The 21,851-nt window shown below is 73.0% G+C and carries 12 protein-coding genes; 9 read left to right on the forward strand and 3 right to left on the reverse strand.

Annotated features, from left to right (window positions below; genetic code table 11):
- From ACWF94_RS01405 to moeZ, 4 genes are all read left to right on the forward strand, one after another.
- Positions 1-1,068: hypothetical protein (locus ACWF94_RS01405; protein WP_453483557.1), on the forward strand; the 1,068-nt coding region annotated here is incomplete at its 5' end.
- A 130-nt stretch (positions 1,069-1,198) separates the two neighbouring features.
- Positions 1,199-2,164 (forward strand): NAD-dependent epimerase/dehydratase family protein, encoded by a 966-nt coding sequence (locus ACWF94_RS01410; protein ID WP_453483559.1) that lies wholly within the window; start codon positions 1,199-1,201, stop codon positions 2,162-2,164.
- Positions 2,152-3,120, forward strand: coding sequence for a spherulation-specific family 4 protein (locus tag ACWF94_RS01415; protein WP_453483560.1), 969 nt, complete (start codon positions 2,152-2,154; stop codon positions 3,118-3,120). Before ACWF94_RS01410 ends, ACWF94_RS01415 begins: the two co-directional genes overlap by 13 nt.
- Positions 3,121-3,184: 64 nt before the next feature.
- Complete coding sequence (gene moeZ, locus ACWF94_RS01420) at positions 3,185-4,363, forward strand: adenylyltransferase/sulfurtransferase MoeZ (protein ID WP_453483561.1); 1,179 nt, start codon at positions 3,185-3,187, stop codon at positions 4,361-4,363.
- Between the two features lie 251 nt (positions 4,364-4,614).
- On the opposite strand, the gene ACWF94_RS01425 is transcribed toward moeZ, so the two are convergent.
- The 3 genes from ACWF94_RS01425 to ACWF94_RS01435 form a co-directional block, all read right to left on the reverse strand.
- Complete coding sequence (locus ACWF94_RS01425; RefSeq protein WP_453483563.1) at positions 4,615-6,222, reverse strand: alpha/beta hydrolase; 1,608 nt, start codon at positions 6,220-6,222, stop codon at positions 4,615-4,617.
- Between the two features lie 223 nt (positions 6,223-6,445).
- Complete coding sequence (locus tag ACWF94_RS01430) at positions 6,446-8,047, reverse strand: alpha/beta hydrolase (protein ID WP_453483564.1); 1,602 nt, start codon at positions 8,045-8,047, stop codon at positions 6,446-6,448.
- A gap of 121 nt (positions 8,048-8,168) precedes the next feature.
- Positions 8,169-11,252, reverse strand: a complete 3,084-nt coding sequence (locus ACWF94_RS01435) for a lysylphosphatidylglycerol synthase domain-containing protein (protein ID WP_453483566.1) — start codon at positions 11,250-11,252, stop codon at positions 8,169-8,171.
- Between the two features lie 182 nt (positions 11,253-11,434).
- On the opposite strand from ACWF94_RS01435, the gene ACWF94_RS01440 reads away from it, so the two are divergent.
- The 5 genes from ACWF94_RS01440 to nudC all read left to right on the forward strand — a co-directional run bounded on the left by ACWF94_RS01440 (position 11,435) and on the right by nudC (position 21,832).
- A complete protein-coding gene (locus ACWF94_RS01440; RefSeq protein ID WP_453483568.1) occupies positions 11,435-11,827 on the forward strand; it encodes an MGMT family protein in 393 nt (130 codons plus the stop codon).
- Positions 11,828-11,994: 167 nt separating this feature from the next.
- Positions 11,995-15,456: an ATP-dependent helicase gene (locus ACWF94_RS01445; protein WP_453483570.1), complete on the forward strand. Its 3,462-nt coding sequence runs from the start codon at positions 11,995-11,997 to the stop codon at positions 15,454-15,456.
- 211 nt (positions 15,457-15,667) lie between these two features.
- Positions 15,668-19,411 carry a UvrD-helicase domain-containing protein gene (locus ACWF94_RS01450; RefSeq protein ID WP_453483572.1) on the forward strand — a complete coding sequence of 1,248 codons (3,744 nt, stop codon included), beginning with the start codon at positions 15,668-15,670 and terminating at the stop codon, positions 19,409-19,411.
- Between the two features lie 10 nt (positions 19,412-19,421).
- A complete protein-coding gene (locus tag ACWF94_RS01455; RefSeq protein ID WP_453483574.1) occupies positions 19,422-20,819 on the forward strand; it encodes a dipeptidase in 1,398 nt (465 codons plus the stop codon).
- A 44-nt stretch (positions 20,820-20,863) separates the two neighbouring features.
- Positions 20,864-21,832, forward strand: a complete 969-nt coding sequence (gene nudC, locus ACWF94_RS01460) for an NAD(+) diphosphatase (RefSeq protein WP_453483576.1) — start codon at positions 20,864-20,866, stop codon at positions 21,830-21,832.
- The last annotated feature ends 19 nt before the right edge of the window (positions 21,833-21,851 follow it).

Here is a 21,851-nt window from a genome sequence, read left to right on the forward strand (position 1 = left end):
CACCGGCACCGGGAGCTGTGCGAACGGGCCGTCGACGCGCTGGAGATCGCCGCCGGTCTTGAGGCCCATGGCGTCACCGACCGGACCGTCGCCCGCTTCCGGCACCGGGATGTGTTCGCGCTCGCCGAGGAGTTGTACGCACGCGTTCCCCGGGGCGAGGAGCCCGCCAGGCCCCCCGCGCGGGCGGCAGGCGGCGGCCGTCGGACCCGCCTGCTGCCGATGGTGCTGCTCACCCTGCTGCCGGGTGCGCTCGGCGTCCTCACCCTGACCGGGCGGGCGGCGCTCGACGGAGTGCTCCGTACCGCCGTCACCGTGACCGGAGCGCTCGCCGCCGCCGTGGCCGTCGCCCTCTGTCTGCGCCACGGCCCCCTGCGGGCCCGGGTGCGCACCCCCCGCGCCGCCCGGCTGTGGATCGTCTGGCTGCTGGGCTTCGCGGTGTACGGCGAGGGCCTGATCAGCGACCTCATCGGCGGCGGCCCTCAGGGACTGCCGCCCGCGACCGCCGCGCCGCTGGCCGGACTCGCCGTCGCGGTGATGCCCGCCGCCTGGTGCGCCCATCTCTTCGCCGTACGGGCCCGGCGCGGTCTCGACGGCAGCCGGGCGCTCGACGATTTCGCGTCCGGTACCCGCCCGCTGCTGCTCGCGGTCGTCGCCCTGTACGCCGGAGCCCTCGGCGCGCTGCTGGCGCTGGGCGAAGTTCTGCCGGCGCTGAGTGAAGCTCTGCCGGTGCTGGGTGAAACGGTGCGCCCCTATGGGGCCCTCGCCCCCGCCGCCGCGACGGCCGCCCTGGGCGTACTGCTGTTCCTGGCCCGGCTCCTCGTCGTCCACGGCTACGCCGAGGCCGCCGCCACCGGACTCGCGCTCGCCTGCGCCGCCGAAGCCGCGGCCCTCGCACTCCTGCTCGCCGGCCGGCTGCCCGGCTGCGGATTCCTGGCCACCCCGGTCGAGGCGGCCGTGGCCGCCTGGGGTGCCGGAGCCGTACCGGCCGTCGCCTGCGCCCTCGCCGGTGCCGGACTGCTGGCCCATGCCACCGCGGCCCTGTCCCGGGCCTCGGCCCACACCGTATGACCTCCCGCGGCGCCGACACCGCGGGCGCACCCGGCAACAGCCGCTGCACCGTCAGCGACACCCCTGAAGGAGAGAGCGACATGATCCGCCAACACCCAGCCCCGACCCGTCGGCACAGAGGGGACGCACGATGAGGGTGCTGCTGCTCGGGGCCAATGGATTCCTCGGCCGCTTCGTCGCCGACCGGCTGCTCGCCGACCCCGCCGTCCATCTGACCGCGCTCGGCCGGGGCGACGACGCCGACGTACGCTTCGACCTCGCCGGAGGCAGCCCGGGGGCGCTCACCCGCTTCCTGAGCGCCGTACACCCGGGTGTCGTCGTCAACTGCGCCGGGGCCACTCGCGGCGGTGCCCGCGATCTGACCCGGCACAACACCGTCGCCGTCGCCACCGTCTGTGAGGCCCTGCGCCGCAGCGGCTGCGGCGCCCGGCTCGTCCAGGTCGGCTGCGCCTCCGAGTACGGGCCGTCCCAGCAGGGCTCGTCCACCGCGGAGGACGCCATTCCGAGGCCCGGCGGCCCCTATGGCGTCAGCAAGCTCGCCGCCACGGAGCTGGTTCTCGGCTCCGGCCTGGACGCCGTCGTCCTGCGGGTCTTCTCACCCGTGGGCCCCGGCACCCCCGCGGGCTCCCCGCTGGGCCGCCTCGCCGAGGCGATGCGGCGTGCCATGCAGTCGGGCGACGGCGAGCTGAAGCTCAGCGGACTCGGTGTGCAGCGAGACTTCGTCGACGTAAGGGATGTGGCGCGGGCCGTGCACGCCGCCTCGCTCTCCGCCGCGCAGGGAGTCGTCAACATCGGTACGGGCCGTGCCGTACGGCTGCGGGACGCCGCCGCGGTCCTGGCCAGGGTCGCGGGCTTCGCGGGCGCGCTCCATGAGCTGGACGCCCCGCCCGGCCGGCCGGGGGCGATCATCGGAGCGCCGCGTTCGGAATCCGCCCTCGATCAGCTGGGCGCGACCCCCGTGCCGTATCCCGACGGCTGCGGCAACTGGCAGCAGGCGGATGTGCGCACCGCCCGCGACCGGCTCGGCTGGCGCCCCCGGATCAATCTGGAGGAGTCGCTCGCCGACATCTGGATGGAGGCGGCATGTCGTATCTGACCACCACAGGTGCGCAGCGGTCCGCGTCCGGTGCCGAGGGGGCGTTTCCCGACGCGGGCTGGGGGAGACTCGGCCTCGGGGTTCCCGGCTGCGCGCATCCGCTGCTCGCGCCCACCGAGTGGGCCGAGCTGACCCGGCCGGGCACCCCCCTGCACTGGGTGGTGCTCAATGTCGCCAACGGTCCCGGCGACCGCCCCGACCCGCACTGTCTGGCGGCGGCGGGACGGCTGCGGAACGCCGGTGTCCGGGTACTCGGCCATCTCGACCTGGCCCACGGCTCCCGTACCTACGGCGAGCTGATCGCCGACGCGCACCAGTATCTGGACTGGTACCGGGTCGACGGCTTTCTGCTGGACCGCTGTCCGGCCGACCGCGCTGATCTGGCGGCTGTACGGCGGACCACGGCGACGCTGGAGGTGCTGTTCGACCACCGGGAGCCGGGGTCAGCGGCGGCTCCCGGCCCCACCGGCGGTGGTGGCGCGCGGCCTGGCCATCTGGTGCTCGGGCACGGCTCGCACCCGTACCCCGGATACGCGGAGGTGGCCGATCAGCTGGTCACCTTCTCCGGGCCGTGGGCGGACTACCGCTGGTCGCAGGTGGCTCAGTGGACGGCGGACCACCCGCCGGAGCGGTTCGCCCACTTCGTCCACGGGGTGCCGCGCACCCATCTCGCCGAGGCGACCCGGATCGCCCGCTGGCAGGGCGCGGGGACGATCTTCTTCACCGACCGGACCGACCGCCTGGACCGCCTGGAACGCCGGACCGACCGGCTCGACCGCCCGGAACGTGCCGGTGGACCGGAGGGTGCCGGTGGACCGGAACGTGCCGGTGGACCGGAGGGTCCAGATGGTGGCGGTGGTCACGCCGACCAAGGTGTACATACCGGTCCATTCGAGACGCTGCCCGGGTACTGGGACGAATTCGTCTCGCAGATCGGACCGGGTGTCTCGGAATGAGGAGGCGCGTGGCAGTGTTACGGGGGAACAACCGTACTGACTTACTCGACGCAACGGAGTCCCCGTGTCGCTGCCACCCCTGGTTGAGCCCGCTGCCGAGCTCACCGTCGACGAGGTCCGCAGGTACTCCCGCCACCTGATCATCCCCGATGTCGGGATGGACGGGCAGAAGCGGCTGAAGAACGCCAAGGTGCTGTGTGTCGGTGCCGGTGGCCTGGGGTCGCCGGCCCTGATGTACCTCGCCGCAGCCGGTGTCGGCACCCTCGGCATCGTGGAGTTCGACGAGGTCGACGAGTCGAACCTCCAGCGCCAGATCATCCACAGTCAGGCCGACATCGGCCGCTCCAAGGCCGCATCCGCCCGGGACTCGGTCCTGGGCATCAACCCGTACGTCAATGTCGTCCTGCACGAAGAGCGGCTCGAAGCCGAGAACGTGATGGACATCTTCGGTCAGTACGACCTGATCGTCGACGGCACGGACAACTTCGCGACGCGCTATCTGGTCAACGACGCGTGCGTGCTGCTGAACAAGCCGTACGTCTGGGGCTCCATCTACCGCTTCGACGGTCAGGCGTCCGTCTTCTGGTCCGAGTACGGTCCCTGCTACCGCTGCCTCTACCCGGAGCCCCCGCCGCCGGGCATGGTCCCGAGCTGCGCCGAGGGCGGTGTCCTCGGTGTCCTCTGCGCCTCCGTCGGGTCGATCCAGGTCACCGAGGCGATCAAGCTGCTGGCCGGGGTGGGCGACCCGCTGGTCGGCCGATTGATGATCTACGACGCCCTGGAGATGCAGTACCGCCAGGTCAAGGTCCGCAAGGACCCCGACTGCGCCGTCTGCGGCACCAACCCGACCGTCACCGAGCTGATCGACTACGAGGCGTTCTGCGGTGTCGTGTCCGAGGAGGCCCAGGAGGCCGCCGCCGGTTCGACGATCACTCCCAAGCAGCTCAAGGAGTGGATCGACGAGGGCGAGAACATCGAGATCATCGACGTCCGCGAGATCAACGAGTACGAGATCGTCTCGATCCCCGGCGCCAAGCTGATCCCCAAGAACGAGTTCCTGATGGGCACGGCTCTGGAGGGCATGCCGCAGGACAAGAAGATCGTCCTGCATTGCAAGACGGGTGTCCGCAGTGCGGAAGTCCTCGCCGTCCTCAAGTCGGCCGGCTTCGCCGACGCGGTGCATGTGGGCGGCGGCGTGATCGGCTGGGTCAACCAGATCGAGCCGAGCAAGCCCATCTACTGAGACCGGGCAGGAGGCCGGGCAGTCTGCCCGGCAGGCACGGCGGGCCGGGCAGACCGCGGGCGGCGACCGCCCGGGCCCTGCTCAGGCACTCACCGACGGATCTGCGCGCAGGCCCCGGACCAGGCAGGACGGTCCGGGGCCGCGCCGCTGCCCTGAGCCCTCCGCCGTGTGCCGCGACCCCTGGCGCGTGGGGGCCCGTGCCCCCGTCACCCACGCGCTCCCACAAGCCCCCTCACCGCCCCCTCAGGCCCTTACGAGCAGGTCTTCCCGTTCACCGGGACCTTCCCGTCGAGCAGATACGCGTCGATCGTCTCCGTCACACACCGGCCGTTGCCGTACGCCCCATGGCCCTCGCCCTTGTTGGTGAGCAGCACACCGACGCCCGCGCCCAGCTCGTCCGCCATCTTCTTCGCGCCCTCGTACGGGGTCGCCGGGTCGCCCGTGGTGCCGACGACCAGGATGGGCGCAGCGCCCGGCGCGGAGACCTCAGGGGTGTCCCACTCGCCGGGCACCGGCCAGTCGGCGCACCAGCCGGCCAGGTCCCAGGCCGCGTACGGGCCGAAGATCGGCGACACCTTGGTGAAGTCGGCCAGATGGCGGGACCTGACCTCGGCCGCCGTCGCCTTGCCCTTGGTGTCGGCGCAGGATATGGCGCGCTGGGAGTGGTCCTGGGTGCTGTACTTGCCGTTGTCGTCCCGGCCGTTGTACGAGTCCGCCAGCATCAGCAGCCGGGTGCCGTTGCCCCGCTCGGCCTCGTTCAGCGCGTCGGTCAGCATCGGCCACTGTTCCTGGGAGTACAGCGGCAGGACTATCCCGGTGAGCGCGAGACTCTGGGTGAGGGTGCGGCCCGCGTCGGTGCGCAGGGGCTCGCGGTCCAGCCCCTTCAGCAGCTTCACCACCCGCGCGGTGCCGTCCTCGGCGCCGATGCCCCGGCTCTTGAAGTAGTTCTCCAGGGCGCGCTGGAAGCCGAGGGCCTGGTTACGGGAGTGGCCCGCGTAGTCGGCGGTGGGGTCGACGACGGCGTCCAGGACGAGCCGCCCGACCCTGGACGGGAACAGATGGGCGTACACCCCGCCCAGCTCCGTACCGTACGAGAAGCCCAGATAGTGGAGCTTGTCGTCGCCGAGGACCTGTCGGATGAGATCCAGGTCCCGGGCGGCGTTGGTCGTGCCGACGTGCGGGAGCACCTTGCCGGACCTCTCGGCGCAGCCCGCGCCGAAGGCGATGGAGTCGTCGATGAACGCCTTCTCCTCGGCGGGGGTGTCCGGGGTGTTGTCCAGGCGGTAACCGGCCTCCGCCCGCTTGCTGTCCCGGCACACCACGGCGGAGCTTTTCGCGACCCCGCGAGGGTCGAAGCTCACCAGGTCGTACCGGCTGTTCAGCGTCGCGTAACCCTGGGCGGCGCGGGGCAGGGTGGAGACGCCGGAGCCTCCCGGCCCGCCGAAGTTGAACAGCAGGGAGCCGACGCGCCCGGCGGAGTCCTTGGCCTTGGCGCGGATCAGCGCGATGCCGATCGTCTCGCCCGCCGGTTTCTTGTAGTCGAGCGGCGCCTTGAGCGTGGCGCACTGCCACTGCCCGCCGGGGCGCTCGGCGTTGGCCCCGTCCGCCTCGACCGGGGCCTCGCAGCCCTTCCAGTCGAGCCGCTGACCCGTGAGCGCGGCAGGCAGATCGCTCTGCGACCCCGCTGTGTCCCCGGTGCCGGTGGCGGGCCCGGAGGCCGAAGGCGCGGCGCTGTTCCCGCCCGCGCCCTTCCCGGCCCCCTTGTCGCCGTCTCCCTCTTCGCTGCTGCATCCGGTGGCCGCCCCGGCCAGCAGCAGCGCCGCCGCGGCCAGAGCCCCCGCGCGTACCCGCATGGTCATCGACGCCCCCCAGGCTTTCGGATATCCCGTCAGCCCCCCAAGGCTTTCGGATGTTCCGTCATCCTAAGCGGGGCCACTGACAGCGCCGTTGCCGGTGCCCATCGGCGGTCCTGCCCGGGGCTGTCGGTCCTGCCCGGGGCTGTCGGGCCGGCCTGGTGCTGGGGCTGTCGGGCCGCCCCGCGGCGGGCCCGGTCCGGCGCAGGGGGCCGACAGCGGACCCGTCCTAGCGGCAGACCGTTCCCCCGGCCGGAACCCTGCCCTCCAGCAGATAGCCGTCCACGGCGCGCTTCACACAGGTGCTGGAGTTGTTGTAGGCACCGTGCCCCTCGCCGTTGTACGTCAGCTCCACCCCGACGCCCTCGCCGAGCGCCCCGGCCATCGCCCGCGCGCCCTCGTACGGGGTCGCCGGGTCACCGGTGTTGCCGATCACGAGGATCGGCGGGGCGCCGGGGGCGGAGACATCGGGATGGGACCAGGCGCCGGGGACCGGCCACTCGGTGCAGCCCATCAGCCCCCAGCCGAGATAGTCGCCGAAGACGGGCGACACCGCCCGGAACTCCGGCAGCCGTGCCCTGGTCTGCGCCAGGGAGTAGCGGTCCTTGGAGTCGACGCAGTTCACGGCCGCGTTGGCGGCTCCGATATTGCTGTAGTGGCCGTTGTCGCTACGGCCGTTCATCGCGTCGGAGAGCGCGAGCAGCAGCGCCCCGTCACCGCCGTCCGCCTCGTCCAGTCCCTGTTCGAGGAGTTCCCAGTACTCCGGTGAGTACAGCGCCTGCGCGATCCCGTTGGTGGCCTGCGTCTGGGTCAGCTCGCGGTCACCGCTGCCGGGGATCGGGGTCCGGTCGAGCCGCTGGAGGAGCTGGACGATGCCGTCCTGGATCTGCGCCACGGTGGTGCCGGGGAGCAGACACTCGTCGCCGCGCTCCACACAGTCCCGGGCGAAATTGGTGAGGGCCAGCTGGAAGCCCTTCGCCTGGCCGAGGGAGCTCTGGAGAGAGTTCTTGGTGGGGTCGACCACGGCGTCGAAGACCGCGCGGCCCACCTTCTCCGGGTACAGATGCGCGTAGACGCCGCCCAGTTCGGTGCCGTAGGAGATACCGAAGTAGTGCAGCTTGTCGTCGCCGAGGACCTGTCGCATCAGCTCCATGTCCCGGGCGGCGTTGGTCGTGCCGACATGCGGGAGTTCGTCGCCGGAGTTCTTCTCACAGGCGTCGGCGTACGACTTCAGCCCGTCCGTGAACGTCTTCTCCTCCGCCTCGTCGTCGGGCGTCGCGTCCTGGGCGTAGTACGCGTCGAGCCGCTTGTTGTCCTCGCACTCCACGGGCACACTGCGGCCGACTCCGCGCGGGTCGAAGCTGACCAGGTCGTAGCGGGTGCGCAGGGTCGCGTAGTCCGTGGCGGCGGCGGGCAGAGTGGCGACACCTGAGCCGCCGGGGCCGCCGAAGTTGAAGAGGAGGGAGCCGATCCGCTTCTTCCGTTCGGTGGCCCGGGCGCGGATCAGGGCCAGCTCGATCGTTTCGCCTCCGGGCTCCGCGTAGTCGAGGGGCACATCCATGAACGAGCACTCCCAGGCCGGACCGCCGGGCAGCGGGGACGGCGCGGGCCCGCCGCCCTCCGCCTCGGAGGGGGCCGGGCAGGTCCGCCAGTCCAGCTTCTGCGTGGCGAGCGCGCCCGTACGGGCGGCCGGGTCCGTACCGGTCACCGTGCCCGCGCCGGGGTCCTGGCCCTTGTCCTTGTCACCGCTGTCGGAACAGCCCGCGACCAGCAGTACGGCGAGGGAGGCGGCGAAGGCGACTACGCGCAGGGCGAAGGAAGTGGTCGGCATGCCGCCATCGTGCGCCGCGCTGGGGCGCACCGCCCGTGCGGCGGTCCAAGCGGGTGGTTCGGGTGCGCCGGGGCAGCCCGTACCGCCCCTCAGGGAGCACGGGAGGGGCGTACGAGCGGGCCTACAGCGCGCCCTTGCGGGTCAGATGGTTGAAGGCGAACCACCCGGGCAGTACCGGCACCCACAGCGTCAGCGTCCGGTACAGCAGCACCGCCGGTGTCGCGACCTCCTTGGGCACCCCGGCCGCGATCAGTCCGAGGATGAGCGCGCCCTCGACCGCGCCCACACCGCCGGGGGTGGGCGCCGCGGACCCCAGGGCGTTGCCCGCGAGGAAGACCACCGCGAGGCTCGCGTAGCTCAGTGGCTGATGGCCGCCGCTGAAGGCCCGGATCGAGGCATCCAGACACATCACGAACACACCGGTCAGCAACAGCATGCCGCCGATGCCGGTGAGCAGCTTCACCGGCCGTTGCAGTACGTCGAGCATGCGCGGCACCACACCGGCGAACAGCGAGCGCAGCCGCGTCGCGACGAACTTCCGCAGGAACGGGATCGCCGTCACCACCAGCACCAGCACCGCGACCGTGAGCAGCCCCGCGATCACCGTCCTGGACGGGTTGAGCGACGGTGTCTTCTCCGTACCGGTGAGATAGCCGAAGGTGAGCAGCAGCAGGATGTGCGCCCCGAGCCCGAAGAGCTGCGACGCGCCCACGCTCGCCACCGCGAGCCCCGGGCGTACCCCCGAGCGCTGGAGGAAGCGGGTGTTCAGGGCGACCCCGCCGACCGCGGCCGGGGCGACGATCTTGACAAAGGACCCGGCGACCTGGGCGAGTACGGTCCTCGGGAACGGCACCCGCTCCGGGACGAAGCCCAGCAGGCTCATCGCCGCCGCCACATAGCTGAGCGCGGAGAACGCCGCCGCGCCCGCCAGCCAGCCCCAGTGCGCATGGCTGAAGTCGGTGCCGACGTCGGTGCCCGCGATCTGCGAGAGCAGGAAGTACGCGGCGACCGCACCCGCGATCAGACTGAGCAGGGTCCGGGGTCTGATCCGCTCCAGCCGGACCGGTTCCACCGGCGCCTGCGGCCTGATCAGCAGCACCTGATGGCGGATCTGGGTCAGCAGATCCTCCTCGCGGACTTCGTCCATGGCCTCGTCCATGGCCCGCTTGTCGGCCTGCTTCTCCGCGCGTTCCGACTTGCGCTCCGACCTGCGTTCGGATTTGCGTTCGGCCTCGCGGCCGTCGTCGGGGGCCGCGGCTGCCGCCTGGCGGGCCCGCTTGGCCGCGGCCGACGCCTCCAGGACCGCGTCCCGCTCCCGCTGGGCCCGTTCCCTGGCGAGCCTGCGCAGCGTGGCCCGGGTCGACCGGGTCAGGGCGATCGGCTGGAGCAGCGGCAGACAGTCGGCGACCGCGTCCGGCCCGAGGACCTCCACAGCGGTCGCCACCGCGCGCTCGGCCCCCACCCGCAGCCCGATGGCGGTGAGCAACTGGGCGGTGTCCATCCGCAGCACCACATCGCCCGCCGCGATCTCACCGCCGCGCAGATCGGTCAGGATCACCCTGCCGGTCCGGTCCACCAGGATCGCGTCGCCGTTCAGCCGGCGGTGCGCGATACGGCGTGACTGGAGTGCTTTGACCTGTCGCCAGGCCCCGCGTACGACATCGTCCGTGATCTCGTCGTCCCTCAGGGTGTCCAGGGAGCGCCCGCCCAGGTGCTCGTACACCAGCATCACGGCGTCGGGACCCAGCTCGGAGGTGGCGATCAGCTTCGGCGCGTTGGCTCCGGCGGCGATGGCCGCGTACGCGAGCAGCGCCTCCTGCTCCAGTGCCTGACGCAGCGACTGGAGCGAACGGCGGGTCGTGATCGAACGCAGGGTCAGCCGCCGCCACACCCGGTAGAAGAAGCCCTGGGCCTGCTGCTCCCGGTCGACGACCGTGACATCGAGCGGTGCGCCCTCCTCCAGGGTGACCAGATAGCGTCTGCCCCGGTCGCCCTGCTCGGCCGGGCTGCCGCCGACCGGCCGGAGCGGCGAGGCGTCGGGGACGTCCTCGGCGCGCATCGCGGTGACCGGGCGGAAGCCGACATGGCGCAGACCCGCCATCAGGGTCTGTCCGGTGGGCCGGACATTGGGCGAGCCGACCGCGTAGAGGGTGCCGTACGCCACCGACCAGCCGATCAGCACGGTGAGGACGATCGAGAAGGGCGTGGTGTACCCGGCGACCAGCATGGCGAAGGCGTCGAGCAGCAGCACCACCCACAGGACCACCCGCCAGCGCGGTCTGCGGGCCATGCCGACGGCGGTCATATAGGCGATGACGGGTGCCAGATAGCCATGGACGGGATCGGTCAGCCCGCCGTTGTCCTGGGCCTTGGTGAGCGCTTCCTGGATGGGGCTTGGCGCCCCCCGGGCGACCCAGAGATCGGTGGCGAGGGTGACGCCGTGCGCGAGTACGGCGGCGAGGACGCCATCGGCGATGCGCAAGCCGTCGCGTTTGATCAGCCGTTCGATGGCGAAGGCGACCGGGACCAGCAGAACGGCGATGCTGGAGACCAGACCGGCGACCTTTACCAGCAGGTCGGGGGCCTGTCCGGTGCCCTTGGTGATGTCGTCCTCAAGGCCCGATGTGGTGCCGTGCGCGAAGGCGGCGATGGCGAGGACGACGGCGATCGCGAGGATGCCGGTGAGCAGGCGCAGCAGATCGGACGGGCGGTGGACCCGGGCGGCGAGCAGGGGCTCGTCGCCCGAGACCCGGTCGATGCTGGATACGTCGTGGTGGTCGCTCTCGTGCTGGTGATCGGGCTCAGCCGCAGGCCCGGGTCCGTGCCCGGGTCCGTGCCCAGGCTCAGGTCCGTGCCTGTGCTGGTGATCGTGCCCGTGCTCGTCGGCGCTGCCCGCGCCGGCCGCTTCGGCCGCGCCGGTCGTCGCCTCCGGCCCGACGGCCCCGGCACGCGCTGACGCCCCGTCTCCGCCGCTCCCGTGCGCCTCTTCCGCGGGGTGTTTCTTCAAGGATGGTCTCTTGTCGTCGGCGGCGGACCGTTCCCCGGCGGTGGACTGGCCCTCGGCAGCGGACTGGTCCCCGGCGGTGGACCGCTGGTCGGCGGCGGGCGTGTCCGGGTACGACTCGGCCTCAGGGGTGCCCGCCGCCCTGCCAGGCTGCACACCCTGCTCCTCGGTCGTCTCGGTCTCTTCTTGGTCTCGTATCACCAGTCACCGCCCGCACGATGGTGGCACGACCCGACGACAGAGAGGGGCATCAGGGCGTATCGCGGGAGCGTGAGGTGCGCGACATGCGCCGCTTCACCCGGTGATTCCCATTCTGTACCCCATGCGTCGTCCTCCGCGTTTGTCCACAGGCGTCCGGGGCGTTGTCGGTGGGGTGCGGCAGGATGGGACGGATGGAAGAGCTGCCTCAGTCCCCCGAACACTCCGCGTACCCCGAGTATGCGGAGAGGGTGCTCGATGTCGCCGAGCTGATCCCGCCGGGCCGGGTGATGACGTACGGCGACATAGCCGAGTGGCTGGGCGAGGGGGGCCCGCGCCAGGTCGGCCGGGTCATGGCGCTGTACGGCGATGCCGTGCCCTGGTGGCGCGTCGTGCGCGCGGACGGCACCCTGCTGCCGGGCCACGAGCTGAGCGCCCTTGAGCGGTACCGGGCGGAGGGCACCCCGCTGCGCGAGGCTTCCCTCGCCGCGGAGGGCCATGTGCCGCGCCTCGACATGAAGCGCGCCCGCTGGGACGGCGACGGCGGTGATGGTGCTCTCGACGGCGCTCACATATGACAGCTTCCGCCCCAGGGCGCAGACGCGGGCGCCCTGAGGACCGTACGGAGTACGTGCGGGGCGCGACGGGCCCGGCGGCCGCCCGCCGGACGGCGGCGTAGCGTCGTCGGCGCGCGGCACGAACCGCTCCATCAGCACCAGCACACCCACCGGGACCGGCGATCCACGTGAGCTCCTCCTCCACCACCGGACACACGCCGTACCAGCGACAGGTACGGCAGGGGGTCCCCCCACGCCCGTATGGGCGCAGGGGCAGGATCCCCGGCGCGTACCGGCTGGTGCACACGCAGCCGCGGGTCGCTGATCTCCCTCTGCTGGACGCAGCGCAGCGCGCGGTGGTTGACCACGCCCACGGCCCCCTGCTGGTTCTCGCGGGTCCGGGCACGGGCAAGACCACCACCCTGGTCGAGGCCGTCGCCTCCAGGGTCGCCAGGGGAGCCGATCCGGAGCGAATCCTGGTGCTCACCTTCAGCCGCCGGGCCGCGGTGGAGCTGCGCGACCGGATGGCGGTGCGGCTGGGTGGCGCCCGGGGACCGCAGGCCACCACCTTCCACTCCTTCTGTTACGCCCTGGTCCGCGCGCACCAGGACGCCGATCTCTTCGCCGAGCCCCTGCGGCTGCTGTCGGGCCCCGAGCAGGACGTCGCCGTACGTGAACTGCTCACCGGCCAGCTCGACCTGGAGGCGGAGGGTCTTGCGCGCAACCACTGGCCCGACGAACTGCGGGCGTGCCTGACCACCCGCGGTTTCGCCGACGAGGTACGGGCGGTGCTCGCCCGCAGCCGGGAACTGGGCCTGGGCCCCGAGTCCCTGGCCCGCTTCGCCGCCCGCACCGGACGGCCGGACTGGCGGGCGGCGGCCTCCTTCCTCGCGGAGTATCTGGATGTCCTGGACATGCAGGGCGTACTGGACTACGCGGAGCTGGTGCACCGGGCCGTCCTGCTGGCCGAGCGGACCGCGACCCCGCTCCACTTCCCGTACGACGCGGTTTTCGTGGACGAGTACCAGGACACCGATCCGTCCCAGGTGCGGCTGCTCCAGGCGCTCGCGGGCGGGGGCCGGACGCTGGTCGCGTTCGGCGATCCGGACCAGTCGATCTACGCCTTCCGGGGCGCGGATGTGAACGGCATCCTCGACTTTCCGGCCATGTTCCGCCGGGCCGACGGCAGCGCGCCGGGCGTCGCGGTCCTGACGGCCTCCCGCCGCAGCGGTGAGAAGCTGCTCCAGGCGACCCGGAAGCTGACGCGCCGGATGCCGCTGACCCGCCTGCCGGCCGAGAAGGTCCGCGCCCACCGGGAGCTGTCGCCGGTCCGTGAGGGCGGCACGGTCGAGGCGTACACCTTCCCGACCGCCTCCACGGAAGTCGACAACATCGCCGACATCCTCCGCCGCGCCCATCTGGAGGACGGTGTCGCCTGGCACGACATGGCCGTCCTGGTCCGCGCCGGAGCCCGCACCATCCCCTCCATCCGCCGTGCCCTCACCTCCGCGGGCGTCCCCCTGGAGATCGACGGCGCCGATGTCCCCCTGCGGCACGAACCGGCGGTCGCCCCCTTGCTGACGGCCCTGAGGGTGATCGCGACGGCGGCCGCGTCCGGCGCCGGGCGGGGGGAGTCCGGCGGGGGGCCCGCAGCCGTGGCCGGCTCCGGGGAACCCGCGACCGGCCAGACCGACGCGGGGGAACCCACGGTCGCCCAGACCGACGCCGGGGCGGATGCCGCGCCCGCGCCGGGGCCCGTGCCCACCCCTAGGGGCGGCTGGCTCGACACCGAGACCGCGCTCGCGCTGCTCACCTCACCGCTCGGCGGCATGGACGCCGCCGACTTCCGCCGCCTCGGCCGGGCGCTGCGCGACGAGGAGCGCACCGCGGGGAACCGCGTTCCGCCGCCATCCGATCTGCTGATCGCGCGCGCCCTCGCCGAGCCCGAGCGGCTGGTCGCGCACGACCCGTCGTACGCCCGCCGAGCGCAGCAGCTCGGCGAGCTGCTGCGCAAGGCCCGCGAACTGCTCGAAGGCGGCGGCACCGGCGAGGAGGCCCTGTGGGAGCTGTGGAACGGCACCTCGTGGCCGGGGCGGCTGGAGCGCGCCGCCCTGCGCGGTGGCGCGGCCGGGCGCAACGCGGACCGGGACCTCGACGCCGTGTGCGCGCTCTTCGACACCGCGGCCCGCGCCGAGGAGCGCACCGGCGGCCGGGGAGCCCTCAACTTCATCGAGGAGATCGAGGCCCAGGAGATCGCGGCCGACACCCTCTCCGTACGCGAGAGCCGCCCGGACGCCGTACGGCTGATGACCGCCCACCGCTCCAAGGGCCTCGAATGGAGCCTCGTCGTCGTCGCCGGTGTCCAGGAGGGCCTGTGGCCCGATCTGCGCCGCCGGGGCTCGCTCCTGGAGGCCGACCGCATCGGCCGTGACGGCCTCGCCGAGCCGCTCACCCCGGGCGCCCTCCTCGCCGAGGAACGCCGGCTTTTCTACGTGGCGGCCACCCGGGCCCGCGACCGTCTGGTCGTCACCGCGGTGAAGGCGCCCGCCGACGACGGTGACCAGCCCTCCCGCTTCCTCACCGAACTGGGCGAGGACCCGAGGGACATCACCGGCCGCCCCCGCCGCCCCCTCGCCGTCGCGGCCCTCGTCGCCGAACTGCGCGCCACCACCGTCGACCCCCAGGCGTCGCCCGCGCTGCGCACCGCCGCCGCCCAGCGCCTGGCCCGGCTCGCCGCCCTCAGGGACGACGAGGACGTCCCGCTCGTACCGGCCGCGCACCCCGAACGCTGGTGGGGCCTGTACGACCCCACTCACAGCGGCGTCCCCCTGCGCGACCGGGACCAGCCGGTCGTCCTCTCCGGCAGTGCCCTCGACCAGCTCGCCAACACCTGCGCGCTCCAGTGGTTCCTGGGCCGTGAAGTGAAGGCCGACGCCCCCGCCACCGCCGCCCAGGGCTTCGGCAACGTCATCCACGTCCTGGCCGACGAGGTCGCGTCCGGGCAGACCCCGGCCGACCTGGCCGTCCTCATGGAACGCCTCGACTCCGTCTGGGACGGCCTCGTCTTCGACGCGCCCTGGAAGTCGGAACAGGAGAAGAACCACGCGCGCGTGGCTCTCGAACGCTTCCTCCGCTGGCATGTGATGGACCGTGGCGGCCGGACCCCCGCCGCCACGGAGCACGGATTCGACGTCACCCTGGAGGCCGGGGAGTACGAGGTGCGCATCCGGGGCTCCATGGACCGGGTCGAGCGGGACGCTCAGGGGCGGGCGTACGTCGTCGACTTCAAGACCGGCAAACAGGCGCCCACCGGCGACGAGGTCGCCCACCACCCGCAGCTCGCCGTCTACCAGCTCGCCGTGCGGGAGGGCGCGCTCGACGAGGCGTTCGAGGGCCGCCGCCCGGAGCCGGGCGGCGCCGAACTCGTCCAGCTGCGGCAGCCCGCCCCCGTGAAGGAGGGCGGCGATTCCCTCCCCAGGGTCCAGGCGCAGGAGCCGCTCACGGGGGAGTGGGTCGGCGATCTGCTCGCCACCGCCGCGGGCCGCGTCCTGGATGAGCGCTTCACCCCGTCCACCGGCGGGCACTGCGCCAACTGCGCCTTCCGCGCCTCGTGCAGCGCCCAGCCGGAGGGCGGCCACATCGTGGAGTGAGCCGCCGCGCGTGCCCGTACGGTGCTGGTGCTGGTGCTGGTGCTGGTGCGGGGTGCGGGTCCCGTCCCCCTCCGCCGCTCCGTACGGGCCCGCCGCTCGGTTACGGGCCCGTCCCTCCGTACGGCCCCGCGGGCCCACCGCCCCCGCGTGCCCAGGCCACCCGGCCACCGGAGGAGCCGGACTGTCAGTGGTCGCCGTTAGCCTCCTTGATGTGACCGCTCGTATCAGCGATCCCGAGCAGCTCAAGGAGCTTCTCGGGATCCCCTTCACCCCGGAGCAGACGGCCTGCATCACCGCGCCGCCCGCCCCGCAGGTCATCGTGGCCGGAGCCGGGTCGGGCAAGACGACGGTCATGGCGGCCCGGGTGGTGTGGCTCGTCGGGACCGGACAGGTCGCGCCCGAGCAGGTCCTCGGGCTCACCTTCACCAACAAGGCGGCGGGCGAGCTGGCCGAGCGCGTCCGTACGGCCCTGATCCGGGCGGGGGTGACCGACCCTGAGGCCCCTCATGGCATCGACCCCGACAACCCCCCGGGCGAGCCCCGTATCTCCACCTACCACGCCTTCGCCGGACAGCTCCTCGCCGACCACGGGCTGCGCATCGGTCTTGAGCCGACCGCGCGCCTCCTCGCCGACGCCACCCGCTATCAGCTCGCCGCCCGGGTGCTGCGCGAGGCCCCGGGCCCGTATCCCTCGCTGACCAGGTCGTTCCCCACCCTGGTCAGCGATCTGCTGGCCCTGGACGCCGAGTTGTCGGAGCATCTCGTACGACCCGAGCGGCTCGGCGAACACGACTCCGGTCTGCTGCACGACCTGGCGGACATCAGGCTCTCCAACGCCGAGCTGCGCAAGGTCCCCGAGGCCCTCGCCGCCCGCCGTGAGCTGCTCGACCTCACCGTGCGCTACCGCCGCGCCAAGCGCACCCGCGAGCTGCTCGACTTCGGCGACCAGATCGCCCTCTCCGCCGAGCTGGCGCTCACCAGGCCCGCCGTGGGCGCCGTCCTGCGCGACGAGTTCCGGGTCGTCCTCCTGGACGAGTACCAGGACACCTCGGTCGCCCAGCGACTGCTGCTGGCCGGACTGTTCGGCCGGGGCACCGGCCATGCCGTGACCGCGGTCGGCGACCCCTGCCAGGCCATCTACGGCTGGCGCGGGGCATCCGTCGCCAATCTGGACGACTTCCCGGAGCATTTCACCCGGGCCGACGGGGCCCCCGCCGACCGATTTTCGCTCAGTGAGAACCGGCGCAGCGGCGGCCGGCTGCTGCGGCTCGCCAATGGCCTGGCGGCCCCGCTGCGCGCCATGCACGAAGGCGTCGAAGCCCTGCGCCCCGCCCCAGGGGCCGAGCGGGACGGGTCGGTGCGTATCGCCCTCCTCCCCTCCCGGGCCGAGGAGATCGACTGGCTCGCCGACTCCCTCGCCCATCTGGTGCGCACCGGCACCCAGCCGGGCGAGATCGCCGTCCTGTGCCGTACGGCGGGCGACTTTCCCGCGATCCAGGGCGCGCTGGTGGCCCGGGACGTCCCCGTGGAGGTCGTCGGCCTCTCCGGGCTGCTCCAGCTGCCCGAGGTCGCCGATCTGGTCGCGGTCTGCGAAGTCCTCCAGGACCCGGGGGCCAATGCCTCGCTCGTACGCCTCCTCACCGGCCCCCGGTGGCGGATCGGCCCCCGGGACCTGGCCCTGCTCGGCCGCCGCGCCCGGCTGCTGGTGCACCGCTCCGCCGACGGGGCGGGTGACGCGGACGAGCGGCTCGCGGCGGCTGTCGAGGGCACGGACCCCGCCGAGGTCATCTCCCTCGCCGACGCGCTCGACACCTTCCTCGAATCGTCCGGCGCCGACGACGGACTGCCGTTCTCGGCCGCGGCCCGGGTCCGCTTCGCCCGCCTCGCCGCCGAGCTGCGCGAGCTGCGCCGCTCCCTGGCCGACCCCCTGATGGATGTCCTGCACCGCGTTCTGTCCACCACCGGCCTCGATGTCGAGCTGTCCGCGTCACCGCACGCGCTGGCCGCCCGCCGCCGCGAGACCCTGGGCAATTTCCTCGATACGGCCGCCGGTTTCGCGGCGCTCGACGGGGAGGCGTCGCTGCTGGCCTTCCTGGCGTTCCTGCGGACGGCCGCGCGGTACGAGAAGGGCCTGGACAACGCCCTGCCCGGCGGGGAGAACACCGTCAAGGTGCTGACCGCCCACAAGTCCAAGGGCCTGGAGTGGGACGTGGTCGCGGTGCCCGGCCTGATCGCCGGGCAGTTCCCGAGCGAGCGGTCGCGCGAGACCTGGACCTCACATCCCCAGGTCCTCCCGCACGCCCTGCGCGGCGACGCGGGCACCCTGCCGGATGTGACGTCGTGGGACGCCAAGGGGCTGAAATCCTTCAAGGGCGCCATGAAGGCCCATCAGCACACGGAGGAACTGCGCCTCGGCTATGTCACCTTCACCCGCCCCCGCTCCCTGCTGCTGGGCTCGGCGCACTGGTGGGGACCGACCCAGAAGCGCCGCAGGGGGCCGTCGGCGTTCCTGACGGCGCTGTACGACCACTGTGCGGCGGGCTTCGGTGAGATCGAGGCGTGGGCGGACGAGCCGCCCGCCGACGCGGAGAACCCCGCCCTGGTGGCCTCCGGCCCGGACCTGGCCTGGCCCCTCCCGCTGGACCCGGAGTCCCTGGCCCGCCGCCGCGCCGCGAGGGACACGGTCCTGGCCTATCTGCGCTCCGCCCCGGGGCCGCTCACCGAGGAGCCGTCCGCCCCCGGGCCGTCCCCCCTCGACCTCTTCCCGGACGGGCCCGAGGAGCCCCCCGAGCCGTATGAGCCGTCCGGCGCGGAGCCCTATGGGCCCTATGACTCCGCCTCTGACTCGGCCTATGACTCCGACGAGCCCTTCGCGCCGTACGGCGCTTCCGCCGAGCCGTACGACCCGGAACGCCCGGAACGCCCTGAGCCGTACGACCCGGAGCACCCTGAGCCGTACGGTCCGGAGCACCAGGGCCCGCGGCAAGGCCCGCGGCCGTACGGGCACGGGCTCCACGGCTCGGGCCGGGAGCCGGCCGTACCGCACCAGGCCGGCCCGCCACCGGGCGAAGGGGACGGCCAGGAGGACGGCGAAGGGGACACCGAAGAGGACGGCGGAGGGGACAGCGGAGGGGACAGCGGGGCGAGCCCCGATCCCTCGGACGACCTCCTGACCCCGGAGGAGATCCGCACCATCGCCTCCTGGGACCGTGACCTCACCGCCCTCGCCGGTGAACTGCACCGCGCCCGTGCCACCACCCGCGATGTGCTGCTCCCCGCCTCCCTCACGGCCTCCCAGCTGATGCGCCTCGCCGCCGACCCCGACGGCTTCGCCCAGGATCTGGCCCGCCCCATGCCCCGGCAGCCGCAGCCCGCGGCCCGCCGGGGCACCCGCTTCCACGCCTGGGTGGAGGCCCGGTTCGAGGAACTGCCGCTGCCCCTGCTCGGCCCGGACGAACTCCCCGGCGGCGACATGGGCGCGGACGGCGCGGATGGCACGAATGGCGCAGCGGACGCGGAGATCGAGGACGAGCGCGACCTCCTGGCTCTTAAGGAGGCGTTCGAACGCACCCCGTACGCCCGCCGCACGCCGTATCGGGTGGAGTCCCCCTTCCAGATCACGCTCGCGGGCCGGGTCATCCGGGGCCGTATCGACGCCGTCTACCGCACGGCAGCCGCCGGGACGGCGGACGGCCCGCCGCACCGCCCGCCGCACCGCTACGAGATCGTCGACTGGAAGACCGGCCGCACCGTAACCGCCGACCCCCTCCAGCTCGCGATCTACCGGCTCGCCTGGGCGGAGCAGCACGGGCTGCCGCCGGAGGCGGTCGACGCCGCGTTCGTCTTCATCCGCAGCGGGGAGGTCGTCCGCCCGCAGAGCCTGCCCGGCCGGGCGGCCCTGGAGCGCATCCTGCAAGGCGAGACGGCGCACGAGGGGGCGGACGTCGCCCGTTAGGCTCACAGGCATGAGCGACACCCCGGACAGCGCTGTCCGCCAGTACATCGAGCGGCACCGCGCGGCCTTCCTCGACGATCTCGCGGAATGGCTGCGTATCCCATCCGTCTCGGCCCAGCCGGAGCACGGGAAGGACGTACGGCGCAGCGCCGACTGGCTCGCGGCCAAACTGCGGGAGACCGGATTCCCGGTCGCCGAGGTCTGGCCCACCCCCGGCGCTCCGGCGGTCTTCGCCGACTGGCCGTCCGGTGACCCGGACGCGCCGACCGTCCTCGTCTATGGGCATCACGACGTCCAGCCGGCCGCTCGTGCGGACGGCTGGGACACCGACCCCTTCGAGCCGGAGTTCACGGACGGCAGGCTCCACGCCCGTGGCGCGGCGGACGACAAGGGGCAGGTTCTCTTCCACACCCTGGGTGTCCGGGCTCATCTCGCGGCCACCGGGCGCACCGCCCCCGCCGTCCGTCTGAAGCTGCTGATCGAGGGCGAGGAGGAGTCCGGTTCGCCGAACTTCCGATCCCTCGTCCAGGCCCGCGCCGACCGGCTCGCCGCCGATGCCGTGCTGGTCTCCGACACCGGTATGTGGTCCGAGTCCACCCCCACCGTCTGCACCGGGATGCGGGGCCTCGCGGACTGTCAGATCGAGCTGTACGGCCCCGACCGGGACATTCACTCCGGGTCCTTCGGCGGGGCGGTGCCGAACCCGGCCACCGTCGCCGCCCGGCTCGTCGCCGCGCTCCACGACGCCGACGAACGCGTCGCGATCCCCGGCTTCTACGACGGAGTCGTCCCGCTCTCGGACGCCGAGCGCGCGCTCTTCGCCGAACTGCCCTTCGACGAGGCCGCCTGGCTCGCCGACGCCCGGTCCCACGCCACCCTAGGGGAGGCCGGATACTCCACCCTGGAACGGGTCTGGGCCCGCCCGACCGCCGAGGTGAACGGTATCGGCGGCGGCTACCAGGGCCCCGGCGGCAAGACGATCATCCCGTCGTCGGCCGTGGTGAAGCTCACGTTCCGCCTGGTGGCGGGCCAGGACGCGGACGCGATCGAGGTCGCGGTGAACCAGTGGGTCACGGCCCGAGTCCCCGCGGGCATCCGCTGCGACCTCACCTTCGGCGCGTCCACGCGCCCCTGTCTGACCCCGCTGGACCATCCCGCCCTCGGGGCCGTCGTACGCGCCATGAGCCGCGCCTTCGACGGGCAGCGGATCCTCTTCACCCGGGAAGGGGGCTCGGGACCGGCGGCGGACCTCCAGGAGGTGCTGGGCGCCCCCGTGCTCTTCCTCGGGGTCTCCGTACCGTCCGACGGCTGGCACGCACCCAATGAGAAGGCAGAGGTGGACCTGCTGCTCAAGGGCGGGGAGGCCGCCGCCTATCTGTGGGACGACCTGGCCACCGCCCTCAGCTGATGCGCCGAACCGAAACCCGACCCACCCGGGGGAGCAGGAAGCACGTGAGCACCAACGGCCATACAACCGCGGACCGCGACACGGGCCTCACCGCACCGCCCGTCAGCCTCACCGCTCCGAGCGGGATCGACCGAGGGGCCCACCACCGTCTCGACGAGGCGTGGCTCGCGGCGGCGTGGAGCCATCCGTCGACCCGGGTCTTCGTCGTCTCCGGCGGTCAGGCGCTGGTCGACGACACCCCCGACGGCCGTACCGAACTGGTGATGACCCCGGCCTTTGAAGCCCCCGTCACCGAGACCCACCGCTACTTCCTGGGCACCGACGACGACGGCGTGCGGTACTTCGCGCTCCAGAAGGACTCGCTGCCCGGCCGGATGGACCAGTCAGCCCGGCCGGCCGGGCTGCGCGAGGCGGGGCTGCTGCTCGCACCGCGCGACGCGGCCCTGCTGGTCCATGCCGTCGCCCTGGAGAACTGGCAGCGGCTGCACCGTTTCTGCTCGCGCTGCGGCGAGCGCACGGTGATCGCGGCAGCGGGCCATGTCCGCCGCTGCCAGGCGTGCGGCGCCGAGCACTACCCCCGTACCGACCCGGCCGTGATCATGCTGGTCACCGACGAGGACGACCGGGCGCTGCTCGGCCGTCAGCTGCACTGGCCCGAGGGCCGCTTCTCGACGCTCGCGGGCTTCGTGGAGCCGGGCGAGTCCATCGAGCAGTCGGTGCGCCGCGAGGTCCGGGAGGAGGCGGGTGTGACCGTCGGCGATGTCGAGTACATCGCCAGCCAGCCCTGGCCCTTCCCGTCCAGCCTGATGCTCGGCTTCATGGCCCGTGCCGTCTCGTCCGAGATCACCGTGGACGGCGAGGAACTCCACGAGGCCCGCTGGTTCTCCCGGGACGACCTGCGGGCCGCGTTCGACTCCGGGGAGGTGCTGCCTCCCTTCGGCATCTCGATCGCGGCCCGGCTCATCGAGCTGTGGTATGGCAAGCCCCTGCCCCGGCCCGGCACCCACCGCTGACCGGCTGCCCTCCTGGGCA

It is taken from the genome of Streptomyces sp. NPDC055078 (assembly GCF_053607985.1).

Coding starts and splice junctions, on each gene's coding strand:
- ACWF94_RS01455 (WP_453483574.1), top strand. CDS start 19,422: ATGAGCGACACCCCGGACAGCGCTGTCCGCCAGTACATCGAGCGGCAC.
- ACWF94_RS01410 (WP_453483559.1), top strand. CDS start 1,199: ATGAGGGTGCTGCTGCTCGGGGCCAATGGATTCCTCGGCCGCTTCGTC.
- ACWF94_RS01415 (WP_453483560.1), top strand. CDS start 2,152: ATGTCGTATCTGACCACCACAGGTGCGCAGCGGTCCGCGTCCGGTGCC.
- ACWF94_RS01425 (WP_453483563.1), bottom strand. CDS start 6,222: ATGACCATGCGGGTACGCGCGGGGGCTCTGGCCGCGGCGGCGCTGCTG.
- ACWF94_RS01430 (WP_453483564.1), bottom strand. CDS start 8,047: ATGCCGACCACTTCCTTCGCCCTGCGCGTAGTCGCCTTCGCCGCCTCC.
- ACWF94_RS01440 (WP_453483568.1), top strand. CDS start 11,435: ATGGGACGGATGGAAGAGCTGCCTCAGTCCCCCGAACACTCCGCGTAC.